General features: G+C 58.0%; 13 protein-coding genes. All 13 read right to left on the bottom strand.

Translation table 11 applies throughout. The features are described from left to right. Positions 1-11: 11 nt before the first annotated feature. The 13 genes from LARV_RS11625 to sdaAB all read right to left on the bottom strand — a co-directional run bounded on the left by LARV_RS11625 (position 12) and on the right by sdaAB (position 16,891). The gene (locus tag LARV_RS11625) at positions 12-1,025 is read right to left on the bottom strand and encodes an AIR synthase family protein (protein WP_075073790.1); all 1,014 of its coding nucleotides are present in this window, start codon (positions 1,023-1,025) and stop codon (positions 12-14) included. A 52-nt stretch (positions 1,026-1,077) separates the two neighbouring features. Further along, a complete protein-coding gene (locus LARV_RS11630; RefSeq protein ID WP_075073791.1) occupies positions 1,078-1,797 on the bottom strand; it encodes a Mut7-C RNAse domain-containing protein in 720 nt (239 codons plus the stop codon). Between the two features lie 90 nt (positions 1,798-1,887). Beyond that, a complete protein-coding gene (locus LARV_RS11635) occupies positions 1,888-4,365 on the bottom strand; it encodes a diguanylate cyclase (RefSeq protein WP_075073792.1) in 2,478 nt (825 codons plus the stop codon). 304 nt (positions 4,366-4,669) lie between these two features. Continuing rightward, on the bottom strand, positions 4,670-5,923 hold the full coding sequence (locus tag LARV_RS11640; RefSeq protein ID WP_083522518.1) for an MFS transporter: 1,254 nt from the start codon (positions 5,921-5,923) through the stop codon (positions 4,670-4,672). A 63-nt stretch (positions 5,924-5,986) separates the two neighbouring features. Then, complete coding sequence (locus LARV_RS11645) at positions 5,987-8,230, bottom strand: WD40 repeat domain-containing protein (RefSeq protein ID WP_075073794.1); 2,244 nt, start codon at positions 8,228-8,230, stop codon at positions 5,987-5,989. 3 nt (positions 8,231-8,233) lie between these two features. Then, positions 8,234-8,800 carry a 4Fe-4S single cluster domain-containing protein gene (locus LARV_RS11650; protein ID WP_083522519.1) on the bottom strand — a complete coding sequence of 189 codons (567 nt, stop codon included), beginning with the start codon at positions 8,798-8,800 and terminating at the stop codon, positions 8,234-8,236. A gap of 5 nt (positions 8,801-8,805) precedes the next feature. After that, the gene (locus LARV_RS11655) at positions 8,806-9,018 is read right to left on the bottom strand and encodes a DUF2997 domain-containing protein (protein WP_075073795.1); all 213 of its coding nucleotides are present in this window, start codon (positions 9,016-9,018) and stop codon (positions 8,806-8,808) included. Between the two features lie 8 nt (positions 9,019-9,026). After that, positions 9,027-9,407 (bottom strand): DUF1257 domain-containing protein, encoded by a 381-nt coding sequence (locus LARV_RS11660; RefSeq protein ID WP_075073796.1) that lies wholly within the window; start codon positions 9,405-9,407, stop codon positions 9,027-9,029. Positions 9,408-9,429: 22 nt separating this feature from the next. Then, on the bottom strand, positions 9,430-11,019 hold the full coding sequence (locus LARV_RS11665) for an Hsp70 family protein (protein ID WP_075073797.1): 1,590 nt from the start codon (positions 11,017-11,019) through the stop codon (positions 9,430-9,432). 32 nt (positions 11,020-11,051) lie between these two features. Continuing rightward, a complete protein-coding gene (locus LARV_RS11670; RefSeq protein ID WP_172797855.1) occupies positions 11,052-13,760 on the bottom strand; it encodes a WD40 repeat domain-containing protein in 2,709 nt (902 codons plus the stop codon). An 8-nt stretch (positions 13,761-13,768) separates the two neighbouring features. Next, entirely contained in the window at positions 13,769-15,310 is a 1,542-nt protein-coding gene (locus tag LARV_RS11675) for an AAA family ATPase (protein ID WP_075073799.1), read from the bottom strand. Then, positions 15,300-16,202 carry an L-serine ammonia-lyase, iron-sulfur-dependent, subunit alpha gene (gene sdaAA, locus LARV_RS11680; RefSeq protein ID WP_075073800.1) on the bottom strand — a complete coding sequence of 301 codons (903 nt, stop codon included), beginning with the start codon at positions 16,200-16,202 and terminating at the stop codon, positions 15,300-15,302. The genes LARV_RS11675 and sdaAA overlap by 11 nt, the downstream gene beginning before the upstream one ends. A 5-nt stretch (positions 16,203-16,207) precedes the next feature. Beyond that, positions 16,208-16,891, bottom strand: coding sequence for an L-serine ammonia-lyase, iron-sulfur-dependent subunit beta (gene sdaAB / locus LARV_RS11685; protein ID WP_236709961.1), 684 nt, complete (start codon positions 16,889-16,891; stop codon positions 16,208-16,210). Positions 16,892-16,936 lie beyond the last annotated feature (45 nt).

Raw genomic sequence — 16,936 nt, forward strand, 5'->3', positions numbered from 1 at the left:
TCCACTGAGCACTAATCGAAAACTTTCCCGATTTCATCCCGGTCCGGATAAGGCCACAATATGCGGCGTGTCCCTGTGAGGGTGAAAACTTTTCCATCACCGGCGACGATTTCACCGATGCGGCTGGCGGCGATATCATTTTCGCGCAGCGTGTTCAGGATGGGCTCGGCGTCTGAGGGCTGGACGGCCAGTAAAAGCGCGCCGGAGGCAATGGTGGCAAACGGATCCAACCCAAAGATCAGGCAAATACGCGCGGCGAGGGATGGAATGGTCACGGCGCTGGGATCGAAGAGGATATCCTGCCCGCAGGCCTGCGCCATCTCCCATAATGCCGCCGATAGTCCGCCTTCGGTCGGGTCGTGCATGGCGGTAACTTTTCCGGCCTGCAAAGCAATCTGGGCATCCCTGAAAACGCCGATGCCAGGATGGTATAAGAAATCGGCCGCCTGACGAATTTCGAGAGAAGTAAGGTGTTGGGCGAGCCGGTCTGGAAATTCACGCGCCAGCAGTGATGTGGCTTCGATGGGGATCCCTTTGGTCAGCAGCAGGGCGTCACCCGGCCGGGCACCGCGCGGCGTGACCAGGCGGTCCTTGAGCACTTCGCCGATCAGTGTGATGACCAATAGCGGACGGTCAATTCCGTGAGTGACTTCGGTGTGTCCACCCAGAACCGTGATCTGGTGTTGATTGCAGGCCGAAAAAACCTGATCGCTGATCGAGCGAACGAGCGCTTCATCTGATTTCCCTTCCGGCAGCAGCAGCGTAAGCAGCATAAATCGTGGCGTCGCCCCGGTGGTGGCGATATCATTGCTGGCAACCTGAACGGCATACCAGCCAATTTGATCGGTGGCAAAGGTGATCGGGTCGGCCTTGAAGACCCAATAACGGTCGCCCATGTCGACAACGGCGCAATCGAGGCCGATACCCGGTCCCAGCAGGACACGCCGATCGAATTGAGGAGCGTTGGCCAGAATGCTGTTGAGGAAGGCCGGCGGTAATTTCCCGATTGGAAAAGGATGGTCCAATGCATGACTCCAGATTTTTCTGGCTACATTGTACCGTCCTTTTGGGTTGGCGTCAGGGATTGGCCAGAAATCCGTTCAACCAGGTTTGGAGGTGTTGATAGTGCGAACCCTGCCAGTAAATTTGGCCGCAATCGGGACACTGCCAGAACCGATCATAATAGACCCGGGTTTGGGGAAGCAGGTTGGGAAGAACGGCTGCTTTTTCGACAGTATGCAACACTCCATTGCACTTCGGACAGCGACTGAACGGCAGAATTTCGCCTGCCATCCCATACCGGCGGATAACCTCCACCAATTGCTGGCGCGGATCCTGGGCACGTATCCAATACCCAAAGTGAACCTGGTTGCGTTTGAGCAGCCCGCGATCGCGGGTGAGGAGAATCCGGTTTTCAGTTGCTGAAATTTCGGCCAGCGTTGGATCGTCCGCGTCATACCGATAATCGACGTCGAAACCCAGCAGACGAAGATAAGAAGTCAATTTGCCTAGATGCCCGTCCAGAACGAAGCGGATCACCTCGGGTCGAATGCGTGGGTCGCCCGGCTGGTAAGGAAAGACTTCCACAGTGCAATCTTCCAGGGCGATTTGGTTTACCTCGTCCGGGTTGCCATTCACCCGGATTTCAGCGATCTCAGGATGGGGAACCCCCAGAGATTCGATCAAATGCTTGTAGGTCTGGCTGCCCTGAAAGGCAACCCGAATGGTTGGTTCCGGATGGTCTTTGGGAAGAAAATCGTTAAGCGCGCCAATCAGGCGGATTTTGAGCTCTTTCATCGGCTACATCTCGAAAAGGCAACACACGTTTTTTTCTCATAAGCCAACTATACCAGAACCAGCCTCGACCCGTCAAAAATGGTGCCGACTTCAGGAAACAATATTCCGGCCGTTGTTCTTCGAACGGTAAAGGGCCTGGTCCGCCCGATTCAGCATATCATCCAAGTCCATGCTATTCGGGTCGATCTCCGCGACCCCAAAACTGGCCGTAACCGAGACCCTGATTTCGTTCGATACGATGGCGGTTTTTTCCAACGTCAAGCGCAGGCATTCGGCCACCCGTTCGGCCTGGTGATAATCCTGCCCCGGTAACAAAATGACGAATTCATCTCCGCCAAACCTAGCGAGGATGTCCCTTGATTTCAACTGGCCCAGAAAATGCTGACTGACCACCTTGAGAATCTGATCCCCGGAAAGGTGGCCATAGGTATCGTTGACTTGTTTGTAATTATCGATGTCGATCATCACCGCTGAAACGGTTTGTTTTTGCTCGGCGGCCTGAGCAATCAATTTCGCCGCGAGTCCGAAGAAGTAGCGCCGGTTGTAAGTCCCGGTCAATGGATCGTGGACGGCATTCGACTGGGCTTCGGTCAATAAACGAGAAATTTGGATGGCTGAAGCTGCTTGGTTGGCAAAGGCCTGGGCGAAACGGGCTGTCTCTTCGTCAAAAGCATCCGGTTTACGACTGTCAACGGTCATGACGCCGATGACTTTGTCGCGCAGGATCAAGGGGACGCCCATCCAGCCCCGGACGTGATCGGCATCGCCCCAGCGTTCGAAGCGGGGATCCTCCCATGCATCGCGTAGAATGAGCGGCGTTTTTTGGTTGAAAACGATAGAAAACAGCACATCTTCAGCGGTAAATTGCTTGCCAAGGATCTTTTTAGGCTGATTGAACCCCCGTCCGGCAACAGCCCGCAGGCAGGTTCCCTCTTCTTCGAAAAGGAACAGGCAGACGCTGTCGTATTCAACGACGCCGCCCAGATAATCCATGACCAGTTCCAACAGTTGGGATAGTTCCAGTTCGGCTGTCAAAGCCGCGGTCGCTTTTTGGAGCATTTCTGCCCGGGCGCGCATTCGCTGCTCGGTCTTGAATAGCTGGGCGTTTTGGAAAGACATGCTGACCTGGCTGCAAATGGCGGATAGAATGCCGCTCCAATTTTCACTGAACCGCCCGCTTTCACGACTCTCGATGGTAAAGAGAGCGATGGGTTTGCCCCGAATGAAAATCGGTGCGCCTGCCCAGGAATGGACATGGTTGCCAAAAGCATGGGGAAGTTGGTCCGAACCCGGTCCAACATTGGAAACAATCATTGGCCGGCCGTTTTCCAGCATCGTCCGCATGGAATTCGATCGTTGGATCTTGACTCGTTTGGGCAGAATCCGATCGGTATGCTCACCCAACATCAACCCGTATCCGCGAGTGCGACTTAATACCAGTTCATCCCCTTCGACGAACCAAAAGGTGGCCGTATCATGCGGGAGGATATGCGACAATTCCTGAAGTAACAAATCTGGAATTTTTTCAGGATCCATGATCGATGCCAATGCCGAACTGGTAACCGTCAATCCTTCCACCATCAGACGCTGGAGGTGTTCTTCATGATAGACCCGGTTCAACTCCGCCTCGATGGTTTTGTGTTGTTGGATCTCCTGCAATACGCCCTGGATGAAATGGGGATGCCCGAGGGAATCGAAGCGCAGACTGGCGTCATGTCTGAACCAGATCGGTACGCCCGTTTTTGTAATAAGGCGGCATTCGACGGAAAAACCGGATTTGGCTTGAATGGCGGTGTTCATACTCAACTGCACGCGCAGGCGGTCATCCGGATAGATTTGTTGGAGCCAGAGATCGGGATTGGTTTTATAGACTTCTTGCGGCCACCCAAGAAAATCTTCGACCTGGGGACTCACCCAGGTGATTTGCGGATGGCGGCCCTCGGAAATTTCAGCGGTGTAGACGATGGCCGGGATTTGTTCGAAGAGCGTACGCAGGCGAAATTCGGAGGAGATGATTTCTCCCGCTCTCCTTGAACGATCAATGACCGCGCTGATCAAATCGGATGCGTCCCGGAGTTCTTCCAATTCCTTGCGTGACCATTTCTTTTTCTTCTGGCAGGGGTCAAGGATCAACCAACCCCAGGTGCCGTCGTTATCGATGGGGATTGCGATTAACGACGAGGTTTTTCGCTGGCTCTCCATCCATTTCGCTGAAAGGTCTCTTGTAGATGGAATTGAATGCTTTTCCAGGAACGTGGTGAGTTCCATGGATCCGATCGGAAGGTCCTTCCCGATGGCAGAGTCTTTAAAACAGGGCACCTGATAGGAGTGCCATTCGCCGACCAGCCGGGTCGTTCCTTCCACTTTCTGGAAAAGACAGACTCGATCAATTCTGGACGTGATGGCCAATGCTTCGAGCGTGTTTTCGATATTTTCATCCCAATTCGTCGATCGCAGCAAATTCGCGGCGGCAAGCATAACCACGCGGTGAATCGGTATACCCAGAATGATCTCATCGGTCGGGTGAGAAGCGGGTTTGGAGAATGAAAAGGAAGTGAATTCAGCCATGCGTCAAAAAGAACGAAGGGTTTGTCTGTGTTGGACGGGAGGTAAAACCCCGGGCTGGCTTCTGTCGGCGGCGCAGGATATCAGATAGGGGTTGAGCTTACAGGAAAAACCAGAAAATTTTGCGGCAACGATAGATATTTATAAAGATAATTATAAACCGCAAATACGAATGTGGCTTGCCCCCGTTCTCCACCCATCGGTTGTAAGAATTGTTGTCTCGATAACCATTTTGTAAGAAGATTATAACAAGTTCCGATTGGTGTTTTTCTTGCGATATGTTTTCAATAATGCAAGGAAGGCGTAATCAATATTTCTCCAGGGTGGGTTTACCTACTGCGAACAACACAAAACCGACCATTCGAATGAGCGCCGCCACCATCAGAGCCGGGCCAATTCCGATTAATTCGGATAACGTGGTGCCGATGATGGGCGAGACGATCTGGGCCAGGTACTGAAACATATTGCCGACCGAAACGAAAATCGCGCTTTTCTCTGGCGGGACGGTTTTCATTAATTCGTCGAAAAATACCAGGTCCAGACCGGCCTGAAAGATTCCGGACAGACCGGCAAAAAGAGTGATCACGGTCGGTTGGTGGGTAATGGCAACCATAAAGGGATACAGCGAAAGGCCAAAAGTAGCCCACAAGAGTACATTGCGGGTTCCATGCCTTCGGGATTGATGCGACCAAAACAGGTATCCGACAATCAGAATGGCGGTTGCCGTTGTATTGATCACGGCAATCCAGCTATCCGGGAGTTGAACTTCGCGGACGAAATACAACGGAAATAGCGGCGTCGCCAGGGCAATCCCGGAGGAATAGAAAAACCGTTTCAGAACAAAGGACACAAAAGGCTTTTCAGTCTTGATGGGATCGATATAAGCTCGCAGGTTCTCGCGCAGTGATTTTACTTTGACCGCCGGCTGTGGGATGGAGTCGGGTATTTGAATGCGGCGCGAAAAGATGTAACTGATGAATCCGCCGATCGAAAGCGCAATGAATACTTGCTGGTAGTTGATCGGGAAGACGATCCGATCCAGGCGCTGGCCGATGAAAAAGACCGCGACGGCGGTCGTAAACCCCAGGACTGTCCAACGCCGGGTCATTAAATCGAAACGGCCTTTGGACCCCGCCACGGCGTTCATGACCACCGAAAAGCAGATGGAGAGCATGTTTTGGGGAATCGTAGCCAGCGCCCAGATGAGCAAAACGATCGGAACAACCAGCTTTTCCGGCAGCAACATGGATGCAAAGCCGGTCAAGGCGTAACACATCACCACACCCAGGCGGGTGGCGCTAAACCAGGGCACAATGTTGCGCTGTTTTTGCAGGAAGCTTCCCAGGGGCAGGGACAGGATCAGGCCGGTCAAAGCCGGCATCGAAGTCAACAGGCCGATTTGAAAACTGCTGGCCGACATGCGCGCCAGGAAGACCGGTAGAAACGCCGATGCCGCCCCGGCCAGCCCAACTCCGATGCCGTCGATTTGTACGTATCGATAGTTTTTTCTCTGAACCGGATCGAGCTCAACTGAGCCGGCGATGCGCTGATAAATATTCACATGCAGAATCCGAAAAATGTAGGTTGAAAATGATTATACTACCCGGCCAGAGTCTCACCTGGCCTACAGTTCGATATCAAATTCGTCGAGTCGAATGCTGTGGATTTCTTCCAACTGGATGTCGAAGCGGTTCTTCCAGCGAATGAGTTCCATCAAGAATGCCAGCCAGGCCTTGACGCCTGAAGAATGGTTTTTCTCCGCGTCCATGGACTGGATCTCTCCCAGAATCGGGTTATTCATCTGGTCGATGGGCTGGCGTAACCAGCGAAGGAGGCGGGCGTCCCAGAGGATCAGGCGGCCTTCCTGGCTGGCGCTCAGAATATACGCTCCGGCGAACCAGTGCAGTCCGGTGATGGTCTTTTCGTGTACCTGCATACTCTGCAGAATTTCGCCGGTCGAGGTGTTCCATACTGTGATGGCGCCGTCCTTGTCCCCGCCGAGGATGAAATCGGCCTGGGGCGAAAGGCATAGGGCGGTGACCGTCAGATCCGGCGTGTGGATTTGGGATAGAAGGCGGCCGCTGGAATAATTCCACACCCGCAGGGTGTGATCCCGGCTGTAACCCGCCAGCAGCGGCGCATCCGCGGCGAGGGCGAGTTGCAGGGTGGTTTCCGGACTGGCGGGCAGGTTTTGGAGCATTTCACCCTGCGGCCAGCGCCAGGTTTGAACCTGCTGACCCGAAAGAAGCAAGACATCCCCGGCCGCGTCGGTGGCTGCGGCGAACAGTTCACCCATGTTGGGCTGCAAGCGCGAATATTCCGGGCCGAGCGGGAAACGCCAGGCGCGCAGGGTGCCATCGAAAGAAGCGCTGAACAACGTGCGGCCGTCTGGATGGATCGAAATCGAACGGATCCAACCGGTATGACCGGCGAGCGTTTTGACGAGGTGGCCGTCCTGGATGCGGTAGATGCGAATGCCTTGATCGGAAAACGCGGCCGCCAGGAATTCTCCATCCGGACTGAGCGCCAGAGCGCGCGCACCTGGAACCGGGCTGGAGATGACGTCGCCGCGCCGTTCGCCGGAGGGCAGATCCCATAAATAAAGACGTTGGTCGGATCCGCCGGTCGCCAGCATCCGCCCGTCGCTGCGCATGGCCACAGCAGAAATGTCCAACGCGGGGGTTTTCAGCACTTTGGCGACGCAGATTTCAGGCGTTTCGCGCAAGGCCCGATTGGCAAGCGAAACCAGGTCCAGAAATTCGAGCTCTTCCGATTGGGTTTCCGGTTTCCAACCGGCGGACTGCAAAATACCGATCAATTGGGCTGCCCACAACGGCGGCGCGTGGGTGATCATGCGCCAGGCGGCCCGCCAGTCCTGCTTGCTTTCGAACTGGCGAAGAACGGAACGCCAATCTGCATCACTCATGTCTTTGAGCCAGCGCCGGCGGTGGGCGTCGCCCAGGCTCTGCAGCCATTCGGTATGCCCGCTCAGACGGGAATGACTGAGAATTCGCTGGCGCAATCCCGGACCGGCACTTTCGTAGGCTGCGTTGAGCCGCTGGTGGGTAAAATCCAATACCTCATAGGCGTCCCATTGCTCAGTCAGGAACAGGAACAGAGCCCGACGTTCGGGATGGGTGGGCTGAAAGCCGTGTTGGACCGCCAGCCGGCCTGCCTCGCCATCGTCCTCGTTGAGGAAGAGCTCGCACAGCGCATTTTGAGTCGGCACGGATCCTTTTTGAGCCCGGTCGGTGAGCCAGAAGCGCACGTCGTTCTTTTCGTGCTGCGTATAGCCATGATAATGATCGATCAATATCGCCAACTTTTCATCCGTGGCTGTTAACAGCGCATCAGCAATTTCGGTCCAATGTTCCAGGCCCAGTTTGGTCGCCCGGGCGGCCAGTTGCTCCTGCAAAACGGGTGGAACCTGAGTCAGATAAACATGCAGCAATTTCTCCAGGTGTGGATCATCGCCAAGGTATTCGGGCAGCGGCAGAAATTGAAAAGCAAAACAGCGATTCTGCCAGACGAGCGGTGAGGGGATTTTTTCATCCCGGATCCATTCGACCGCCTGAGCGGACCCATCCTCCAACGCCAGGCGATACAGGCTTTCGCGGGCTGCCGAATTTCCCTGCGTCGCAAGCGTGTGCAGAGCTTGCGCGGCCTGGCGGGCGGCTTCCGGCGCGGGGCAGGCGCGCGCGCTGTTTTCGAGCAGTCCAATCGCAGCTTCCGAAGCGTCTTCGAACAGGGCCTGAACCGCGCCAGCCTGTAACAGAAAGGCCTGCAGGTCGGCCGGCAACTGGATATCCGGTTGAGCGCTGCTCAGGAGGTTTTTGATCTGCTCGTAATGGTCCTGAAAGGTGGGCATAAATTATTCGCGCAGGGGTTCGATTCCGCTGAAGCGGATCTCGCCGGTCGGATCGATGATGACCTCGGCCGGAGGAACCTGATCAAGGTCGGATTGGTTATAACGGGCGCTGAGGAAGTGAACGGTCTTGTTGCTGGAACCGCGCAGCCCGCTGGCAATGCGCAAATCGGATCGATACCGGCCGGCCAGAAGGACATCGATGCAATCCAGGAGTTCCTCGATTTGGGGGATGCGCGCCGCTTCCTCCCAGGTAAAACCGGTGAAAACCAGCGTGCTGAGCCCGGTTTCACTCTTCACCCTTTTCAACAATTCCAGCAGCGCCGGCGCCTGCTGGAGCGGCTCGCCGCCGCTGATGGTGATGCCTTCGATCTGGCCTGCCCCGGCAAGGATGCGCTCGAAAAGATCGCTGATCCCCACCACCTGACCGCTCTGTGAAGCATGCGTTCGCGGATTGAAGCAACCCGGGCAGTTCAACGTGCAGCCCTGCACCCAGATCACACTGCGCAGGCCGGGTCCGTTGGATCGGCTAAGCGGCTCGAAATGGTGCAGGCGCAGGATCGGATCGGGCATCGGGTTTAATGCATACCCTTTTCCCGGAGCCGGGTTTCCTCAGGCAGTTGGATGCCTTCGATGGCTTCCGGGGTCATTTCGCGCACTTCCACTTCGCCGCCCAGGGCATTCTCAAGCGCGCGGGTGATATCCAGGCAGGCTTTCCCCTGGACGCCGCGTACATGGACCTGGACTTTGCCATCTTTTCCAATGGTGACTTCGATTTCCTGAACATCCATAGCTCACCTCAACCGGCCATGCGCCGCAGCACCAGACGGATTTGACCCTTTTCCTGGACCTCTTCGATCAGATCGAAACCCTGTTCTTCCAGCCTGGCGCGGGTCGCATGATAGGCATAGCGTTGGGTCACCTGATTGACGAAATCGGCGCGTTTTACACCGCGCACGCCCCACCAATCGGCAACGATCTCGTAGGTTTCGCCGTTGCGCCGAAAGCCAATCGGATAACTGAAGCGCAGCGGAATTTTGATCTCGACCGGTGTTTTGGCGACGCTGAAACCGTTCAGGCTCACGTCCCCTTCTTCGACCGGATATCCTAGGTCCGCCAGCGCCTTGAGCAGGAATTCCTTTTCGACGATCCTGGTTTTAATTCGGGAGATATGCGACATTTCACTCTCCTACGAAAATTCTCTAGGTTAATTTTACAACCGGTGTCTTATCCAGAATCAGCCGGTTGTTTTGCAGATCCCGCGCTACGAGCGTCAGGCGCTTATTGGCATCCACATAAAATTCGACCTCGAAGCGCGGCTCGCCGGCCTTGCCGGGTGGTTCGGCCGCCAGGAATGTGGGACTGTTTTCGTTCATCCAGAATAACGAACGCTCCTGCTGCTCGTTTGCGCTGAGCTGCACGAGCCGGGCTGCACCGCCCGGGTCGAACACCAGCTCGACGGAAGGAGTCTCGCTGGCGCGCTGCTGTCCCATCTCGTAAATGGCGATGCCCAACTGGCGCTGTCCGTCGTACGACGCCTTGATATTCAGTCGGGCGACCGGGTCCGGGGTGGGATAGGAAGTTCCCCGGTGCACCAGGACGCGGTAATCATAACTTCCCTTTTCGGGGTTGACGTAACGAATCGCGTAATCATGCTGGATGTGATCGTAGAAATCCACCCCAGCCACGAAGGCGGCCGCGCCGCGCGCCACGGCGTCCAGCGGACGGTTGGAAAAGACCTTTTCCTTGCCGAAGAACTGGCGCAGGGTGCGCTGTACGGCGGGAATCTGCGAACTGCCGCCGACCATGAGGACTGCTTGAATGTCCTCCTCGGAGTAACCGCGCTCACGGGCATGGTTGATGGCGGTTCGCACGGTCTGGTTGATATCCGCAAAAAGATCGTTCTGGTCGAGCAGGTCTTCGAACTCGCCGCGCGTGAACGCAGCCTGCAAAGCGCCGCCCCCGGCCAGCGGTATGGGTGGTATGGCGGCGGAATCCTGAAAAGAAAGCTGGACTTTCAGGCGTTCGCACTCCACCAGCAGCGCAGTGGAAACCGGGCGGATATCATCGTCGCTGTCGAGATGCTGGTTGCGGCGCAGGATTTCCTGAAACAGCCACTGGTCCAGGCGCGAACCTCCCAGCGTTTTGCCGGCTTTCCCCAGCACGCGGCAGCGTTTGCCGGTCAAAGCGGATTCCTGGCTTTCCATCAGGATCACGGAAGCGTGCAGGGTGCCGCCGCCGAAATCGAAAATCAGATAGACGTTGCCGGGTTGAATATGCGCGCCGTAACCCAGGGCGGCCGCGGAAGGCTCGTCGATCAGCCGAAAGCGCAGGATGCCTGCCGATTCGGCCACGCCGGTCAACCAGTTTTCATAATGCTCGTAGGCTTCGACCGGCACGCTGAGGGCGACCTCTTCATTTTTCAGCTCGATTTCCTGCGAGGCGATGGCCAGGACACTCGTCAAAAAATCACGCCCGGCGGTGAAGGGCGTGACCTCCCGGTCATCGATGCGGATCTTGATGGGGCTGCGGTTATTGATGTACTGTTTCATCCAGCGGAAAGTGCGCGGGGAGTTGTTGAGCCCCTTTTCGATCACCTGATTGCCAATCCAGCGGCGCTGATCGGCGGCGTAATGGATCAATGACGGTACGACCGTGACCTCTTCGTCGCCCTGCTGGCTGCGGAGGCCATAATCCGGGATGTGCAGCGGAATGCCCTCACGGCGTTCGGGGTCCCAAACGGCCAGGACGGTATTGGATGTGCCGAAGTCGATTGCCAGTCGTCCACTCATGAACAGCGCTTCTCCAGGATGCGATTCTCGCGCTATCCATTGTACCCGGATTTTGCTTCGCTTTCGTCGACGAGGATATCGAATTCTCCGGGTTGGATGCGGTTGATCTCGCTGATCTGGATGTCGAAGCGGTAGCGGTGCTGCAGCAGCGCTTCCAGAATGCGCAGGGTATTGCGCACCGGTTCGGGAAGCGATTTGACCTGTACCAGACTTTCGATTGCGGCCAGTTGTTCGGGCTGGTAACCAGCCAACGGCAGCTCCAAAATGGACGGCAGCGCCTGGGTGCGCAAATCCCAGAGGGTGAAGGCGTTGTCGCTGGAACCGGTCGCCATGAATTCACCTTTGGGCGAGATTTCCAGGCTGGTCAAATTCGGGAGCGGGGCCAGAATACGGGCCTGCTCCTTCCCAGACGGCCATTCGATGAAATGAATCTCACCCTCCGCGCCGGTTGTGATGACCTGCCGGTAGCGCGGCAGAAAACAGATGCCGGTTACCGCGCCCGTATGAACGGTCAGGCTCGATTTCGGGCGGTGTTGGGTGGAATCGATTTCGGAATACCGGACCACCTGGCCGTTCATCTGCCCGGCGAGCAATTCCCTGCCTTCCGGTGCAAAGGCTGTACAGCGGGCCATGCCCGGGGAAATACGTGCGCCTCTTGTGTAAACAGGCGCCAGACCTGTGAGGGGCGTCAGGGTCGCCAAATCGATCAATTGAAATCGGTCTGAAACCAGGGCGGCAAAACGTCCGTCCGCGGAGATGGCGGCGCAGCGCGGCCATTCCGCGACGTCCACGCTGGCGCGCTGGCAGCCCGCAGCAATATCCCAGAGGACGAGCTTTTGGTCTCGTCCGGTCGTCAGCAGGTTGCCATCTGCCAATGGCAGAAGCGCGGTGACCGACGCGGCATGTGAACCGATACGGTGGTAATTCTGACCGTCGAAAGTCAGGATGTCGCACTGCGAGGTCCCGTTGGTGCGTTCCGCGCAGGCCAACTGGCCGTTCGAGAGGTACGCGACCTGACCCACCGAGTGGGCAAAACCGGCCAGGACCTGGGAAACCTGCGCGGTTTGAAAATTCCAGAGGACAACCTTGCGGCTGCCGGTGGCCAACGCCATCAACGGCTGATCGGGCGCGAAGGCCATATCGTTGACCCGGCCGTGGATTTTCAAAGTGGCCAGGGGAACAGCAGCGGGTAGCTGAACCGCCAATTCGAGCGGGGATGGGATCAGCGGTTGGCCGGCGAGATCCTTCAATTGCAGGTACAACCTCTGCTCGTCGGGTTGCGCCGGGGACCATCCATTGGCAGACAGGATTTGTAGAATTTCGATAGACCGCGCCAGGGGTAGTTCTTGGGCGAGCTGCCATATCCGGTCCCAGTTTTGGCTCCGGGTCAACATCTGGATGACCAAACCGGCTTCGGCCGAATCCATGCGGGCGGCGCGTTCGCGATCGCTGGAGCCCGTGAGAATGCTGAGAAAATCAATCCGCCCGGCGTTCTGGACGGTGTGGCGCAGGCGCTGGCGCAAATTCGCGTCGGCGGTTTCGTACAGGGCGCGCAGGATACGCTGATCGAAATCCAGCGTCTCATAGGCCTGCCATTGGGCGGTCAGAAACAAAAACAAAGCGCGTTGTTCGCTGGCGGAAGGCAGGTAACCCGCATCCTGGGCGGCCTGCCCGGCCTCGGTATTGCCGGTGGCGATGAAGGATTGGCAAAGGGCTGCGCGGGATTCCGGGCTTTGCAGGTTGCGCAGCGCTTTCCGGGCATTCGATCGAATGACCTCATCCGCATCCTGGCAGGCCGAAAGCAGCCCTTCGATCTGACCCGGCGGGCACTTCTGGGCGATATCCAGGCGCCCAAGTTTGAGCGCGCACAACAGGCGCAGGGGCTGGGGCTGGCGCGGCAATAAATTGCACCCGGTCAGGATGGCCTCCAGGTTTGCATCGCGCGTCCGGCTCCAGGACAGGCAGAATTCGGTCAGCGCCGCGCCCGAAAGCGCGCGCCGCAATAAGTAATCTGCCTGGACAGCAATCTGCTCGTCCGGATCGCGGCTGGCCGCAATGAGGGGGGCAACGATTTCGGCTGCGCTGGTATCGATCCGGTCCGGCTGGTTGAGTTTGAGCGCAGTCAGGACGCGCACATCGATCGGATCGTGAGCCAGATATCCGGCCGTAAGAATGGTCTTTTCAAGGAACTGAGCCCGTGTGCGCGCCCAATGCGTGCACAGAATATCCAGCGCGTCTTCTTTCTGAAGCTGGCCGATCACCTGGCGGGCGGCGGATGCGATTTGCGGATCGGCGTCCTCGCAGGCCTGGATCAGCGGCAGGACCAGGTCCGGAGTCGCGTCGGCCAACTGTTCGAGACGGCCGAGTCTGAGCAGGCTGAAAGCACGCGCTTCGGGCGGAGCCGAGGCCGGCTGCTTGAGCTCGAGCAGCACTTCCAACAGCGTTCCTGAGCGGGAACGTCCTTCTTCGACCCATAATGAGTCGATGCTGGACGCCCGGTTGATTTTCACCAACGCCGCGCGAATGGATCGGCGAATACTGGAGGAGCGCGCAGAATCCAGCCCGCGCGCCAGAAGGGACGCCGCGCCCGAATCGCCGGTTTGCAACGCGCGTTCCAATCGAAGGAACGCCAGCCGGTTAAGCAGCGGCGCCGGCGAAGCCATCAGCCCGGCCAGACGCTGCTGTCCAGGCGTGGGAAGGGCCCGGACCGGTTCGGCGCTCAGCCGGCGTTTCTTTCGCACGGCCATGCTCAGGACCGCGGGCGCAGGTCGAGCTGGATGCGAACGAAGCGGTTTTCGGCTTCGGTGGTCTCGCGGAAGGAGGCGGATTGGGCGCGGCCTTCGCGCAGCCAGTTGCGCAGCATCTCGATGGTCTCGCGCTGCGAGATCGAGAGGGGAACCTGGTGTTTGAAGGCATCCAAAATATCCCGCGTGGTGAACTCACGCTGGCCGTCGTTGAAGCCGACATACATGGCGTCGATGATGGCCTGTTCGATTTCCGCGCCCACATAGCCTTCGCAGGCTGCCGAGAGCGCATCCAGGTCGAAGTCGGCCGTCAGGCGGTTGCGTTTGCGCAGGTGAACGGAGAGGATCTCCCGACGCTCATCCTGAGTGGGCAAGTCGAGAAAGAAAATTTCATCGAAACGGCCCTTGCGCAGCAGCTCCGGCGGCAGGCTGGCGATATCGTTGGCGGTGGCGACCACGAAACAGGGGGCTGTTTTTTCCTGCATCCAGGTCAGGATGGAGCCGAAAACGCGGGTCGAAGTGCCGGAATCCAGCCCACCGTGCGAAAGTCCCTTTTCCATCTCATCGATCCACACCACGCACGGGGCGACGGTTTCGGCCAGGTGCAGCGCGCGGCGGGTGCGTTCTTCGGATTCGCCGACCAGACTGCCGAACAGCGCGCCGATATCCAGGCGCAGCAGCGGCAATCGCCACAGCCCGCCGATCATCTTGGCGGTCAGGCTCTTGCCGGTGCCGGGGATGCCGATCAGGGCGATGCCCTTGGGCGAAGGCAGGCCGTACCGGCGGGCATCCTGTGTGAAGGCGCGCTCGCGCAGGCGCAGCCAGTCTTTCAATACGCCCAGGCCGCCGACATCGTCCGGTGTTTCGGAAACGGCGTAGAACTCCAGGGCTTCGCTTTCGCGGATGATCTGTTTCTTTTCCTCTGTCACCAGGTCGATGTCCCGGTCATCCAGAATGCCGTCTGTGACGATGGCCTTGGCAAAAACGCGCTGCGCCTGAGCCGAGGTCAGTCCGATGGCCGCCTGGACGAGTTTTTCACGCCCCAGCGGGGTGAGGTTGACCTTGACGCCGGGCGTGGTGGTCAGATTGGCCAGCACGCCTTCCAGGTCGGCGGCGGTTGGCAGGGGAAAATCGACCAGCACGGCGTCATCCTTGAGTTCGTCGGGAATGTGGGTGCCGCCGGTGGTGACCAGAATGGATTTCTTGGTAAATTTCAGGCGCTGGGTGATGCTGCGCAACTTGCGCTTGATCTGCGGGTTCGTCCAGGCGTCGTGAAAATCCTTTAAGATGAAGAGAGCGCTCGTATTGGGGTCGGCTTTGTCGATCTGTTCGAGCGCCGTCAGCGGGTCGCGGGCAATGGGAGCAGCCCCGCTGGCGGTCGTCAGCCATTGAAAACCATCCGCAGCGTCCCAGGAAAGGCAGCGCCGGCCGGTGCGATCGCAGACGGCTTTGATGGTCTGCAGGGCGCGCTCCTCTTCGAAAGTAACCAAAACCAGCAGCGTAAAACGCGCGCGCAGGTAGACATCCAATTGCTCTTCAAATTTCATGTTCTTCTTCCCCTCGGGTCTTTTTCCAGATGGCCTGAGCCAGCGCCCGCCCGGTGGGTGTGGCGGCCAGCCCACCCTGCGCCGTCTCGCGGAAGCGTTCATCCATGCGCCCACCGACGCGTTCCATGGCATCGATGACTTCGTCCGCCGGAATGGGGCTTTCGATGCCGGCCATGGCCAGATCGGCCGCCGTGAAGCACTGCGCAACCGCACCGGCGTTGCGCAAAATGCACGGCACTTCCACCAATCCGGCCACCGGATCGCAAATCAAACCGAGCTGGTTGGTCAGGGCCAGAGCAACCGCATGAGCTGATTGTACCGGAGAACCGCCCAGCAGTTCAACCGCCGCGCCGGCTGCCATTGCCGAAGCGGAGCCGGTTTCAGCCTGGCAGCCGCCCGCCGCGCCGGAAACATGGGCCCGGTTGACGATCACCATGCCGATTCCGCCGGCCGTGAACAAAGCCTGCACCAACTGTTCATCTGATAGGCGGTGCGCTTCCTGCAGCGTAAAGAGAACCGCGGGCAGGACGCCCGCCGAACCGGCCGTGGGCGTGGCCACGATGCAGCCCATGCCGGCGTTGACCTCGCCGACCGCCATGGCGCGAGCGATGGCCCGGCTCAACCATGAACCGGTCAACGGGCTGGGGGTATTTTTTAGGCTGCCCCACAATTTATACGCGTTTCCCTTGCTCAAACCGCTCAAGGTTTGCACCGGGGAGGACAATCCTTTTTCGACGCTGGCGCGCATGGTTTGCAACCGGTGGCGCATGTCGGCCAGAACGGCTTCGCGCGAGCGGCCGCTGCTGTCGACCTCGGCCTGAAGGACGATTTCGTGCAGCGGCAAATGCCGGCTGTCGGAGGTCTCAATTAATGTCTGAAGGGACGTGAACATGAGTTTTATTCCTTCAAGCGCGCGATCTTGCGCACGGCGTGTACCCAGTCGAGTTTCTGAAAGTAGTCCACCAGGGCATCCGGGACCGCCTGATCGGTTTCGACGATCATGATGGCCTGCCCGCCGCGTTGGTCGCGGGCCACGTTGAAGAATGCGACGTTGATGTGATCTTCGAGCAGTTTTCCGGTCACCGCGTTGATGGTGCCCGGGCGGTCTTCGCTGACGATCAGCAGGGTCTCGAATTCTGCCGTCAGGTTGACCGGGAAACCGTCCAGGCGGGTGATGGCGATCATGCCGCCGCCGATGGACGCGCCGGTGATTTCCATGCGTTGGTTTGAGGATGTGAGGGTAAAACGCACCGTGTTCGGATGCTGGTTTTCTCCCAGGTCGGCATCCTGGAAGGTGAATTTCAACCCGGCTTCACGCGCCAGATTGAAGCTGTCCGGAATGCGTTCGTCGGACGGCTCCAGGCCCAGCAGACCGGCCACCAGGGCGCGGTCTGTGCCGTGACCGCGGCCGGTTTCTGCAAACGACCCGTGCAGTTCGATGAGCACCTCGGCCGGCTTTTCGCCGAAGATCGAGCGCGCCACCTGGCCCAAGCGAACCGCGCCGGCGGTGTGTGAACTGGACGGACCGACCATGATCGGTCCGATGATATCGAATATAGATAATGAGCGAATACTTTCCATGAGAACAACCAGTTGATAAAATGCCGTTCAAAGGCTTCGATTATA

Origin of the sequence: Longilinea arvoryzae (assembly GCF_001050235.1) — a bacterium.
Lineage (GTDB): Bacteria > Chloroflexota > Anaerolineae > Anaerolineales > Anaerolineaceae > Longilinea > Longilinea arvoryzae.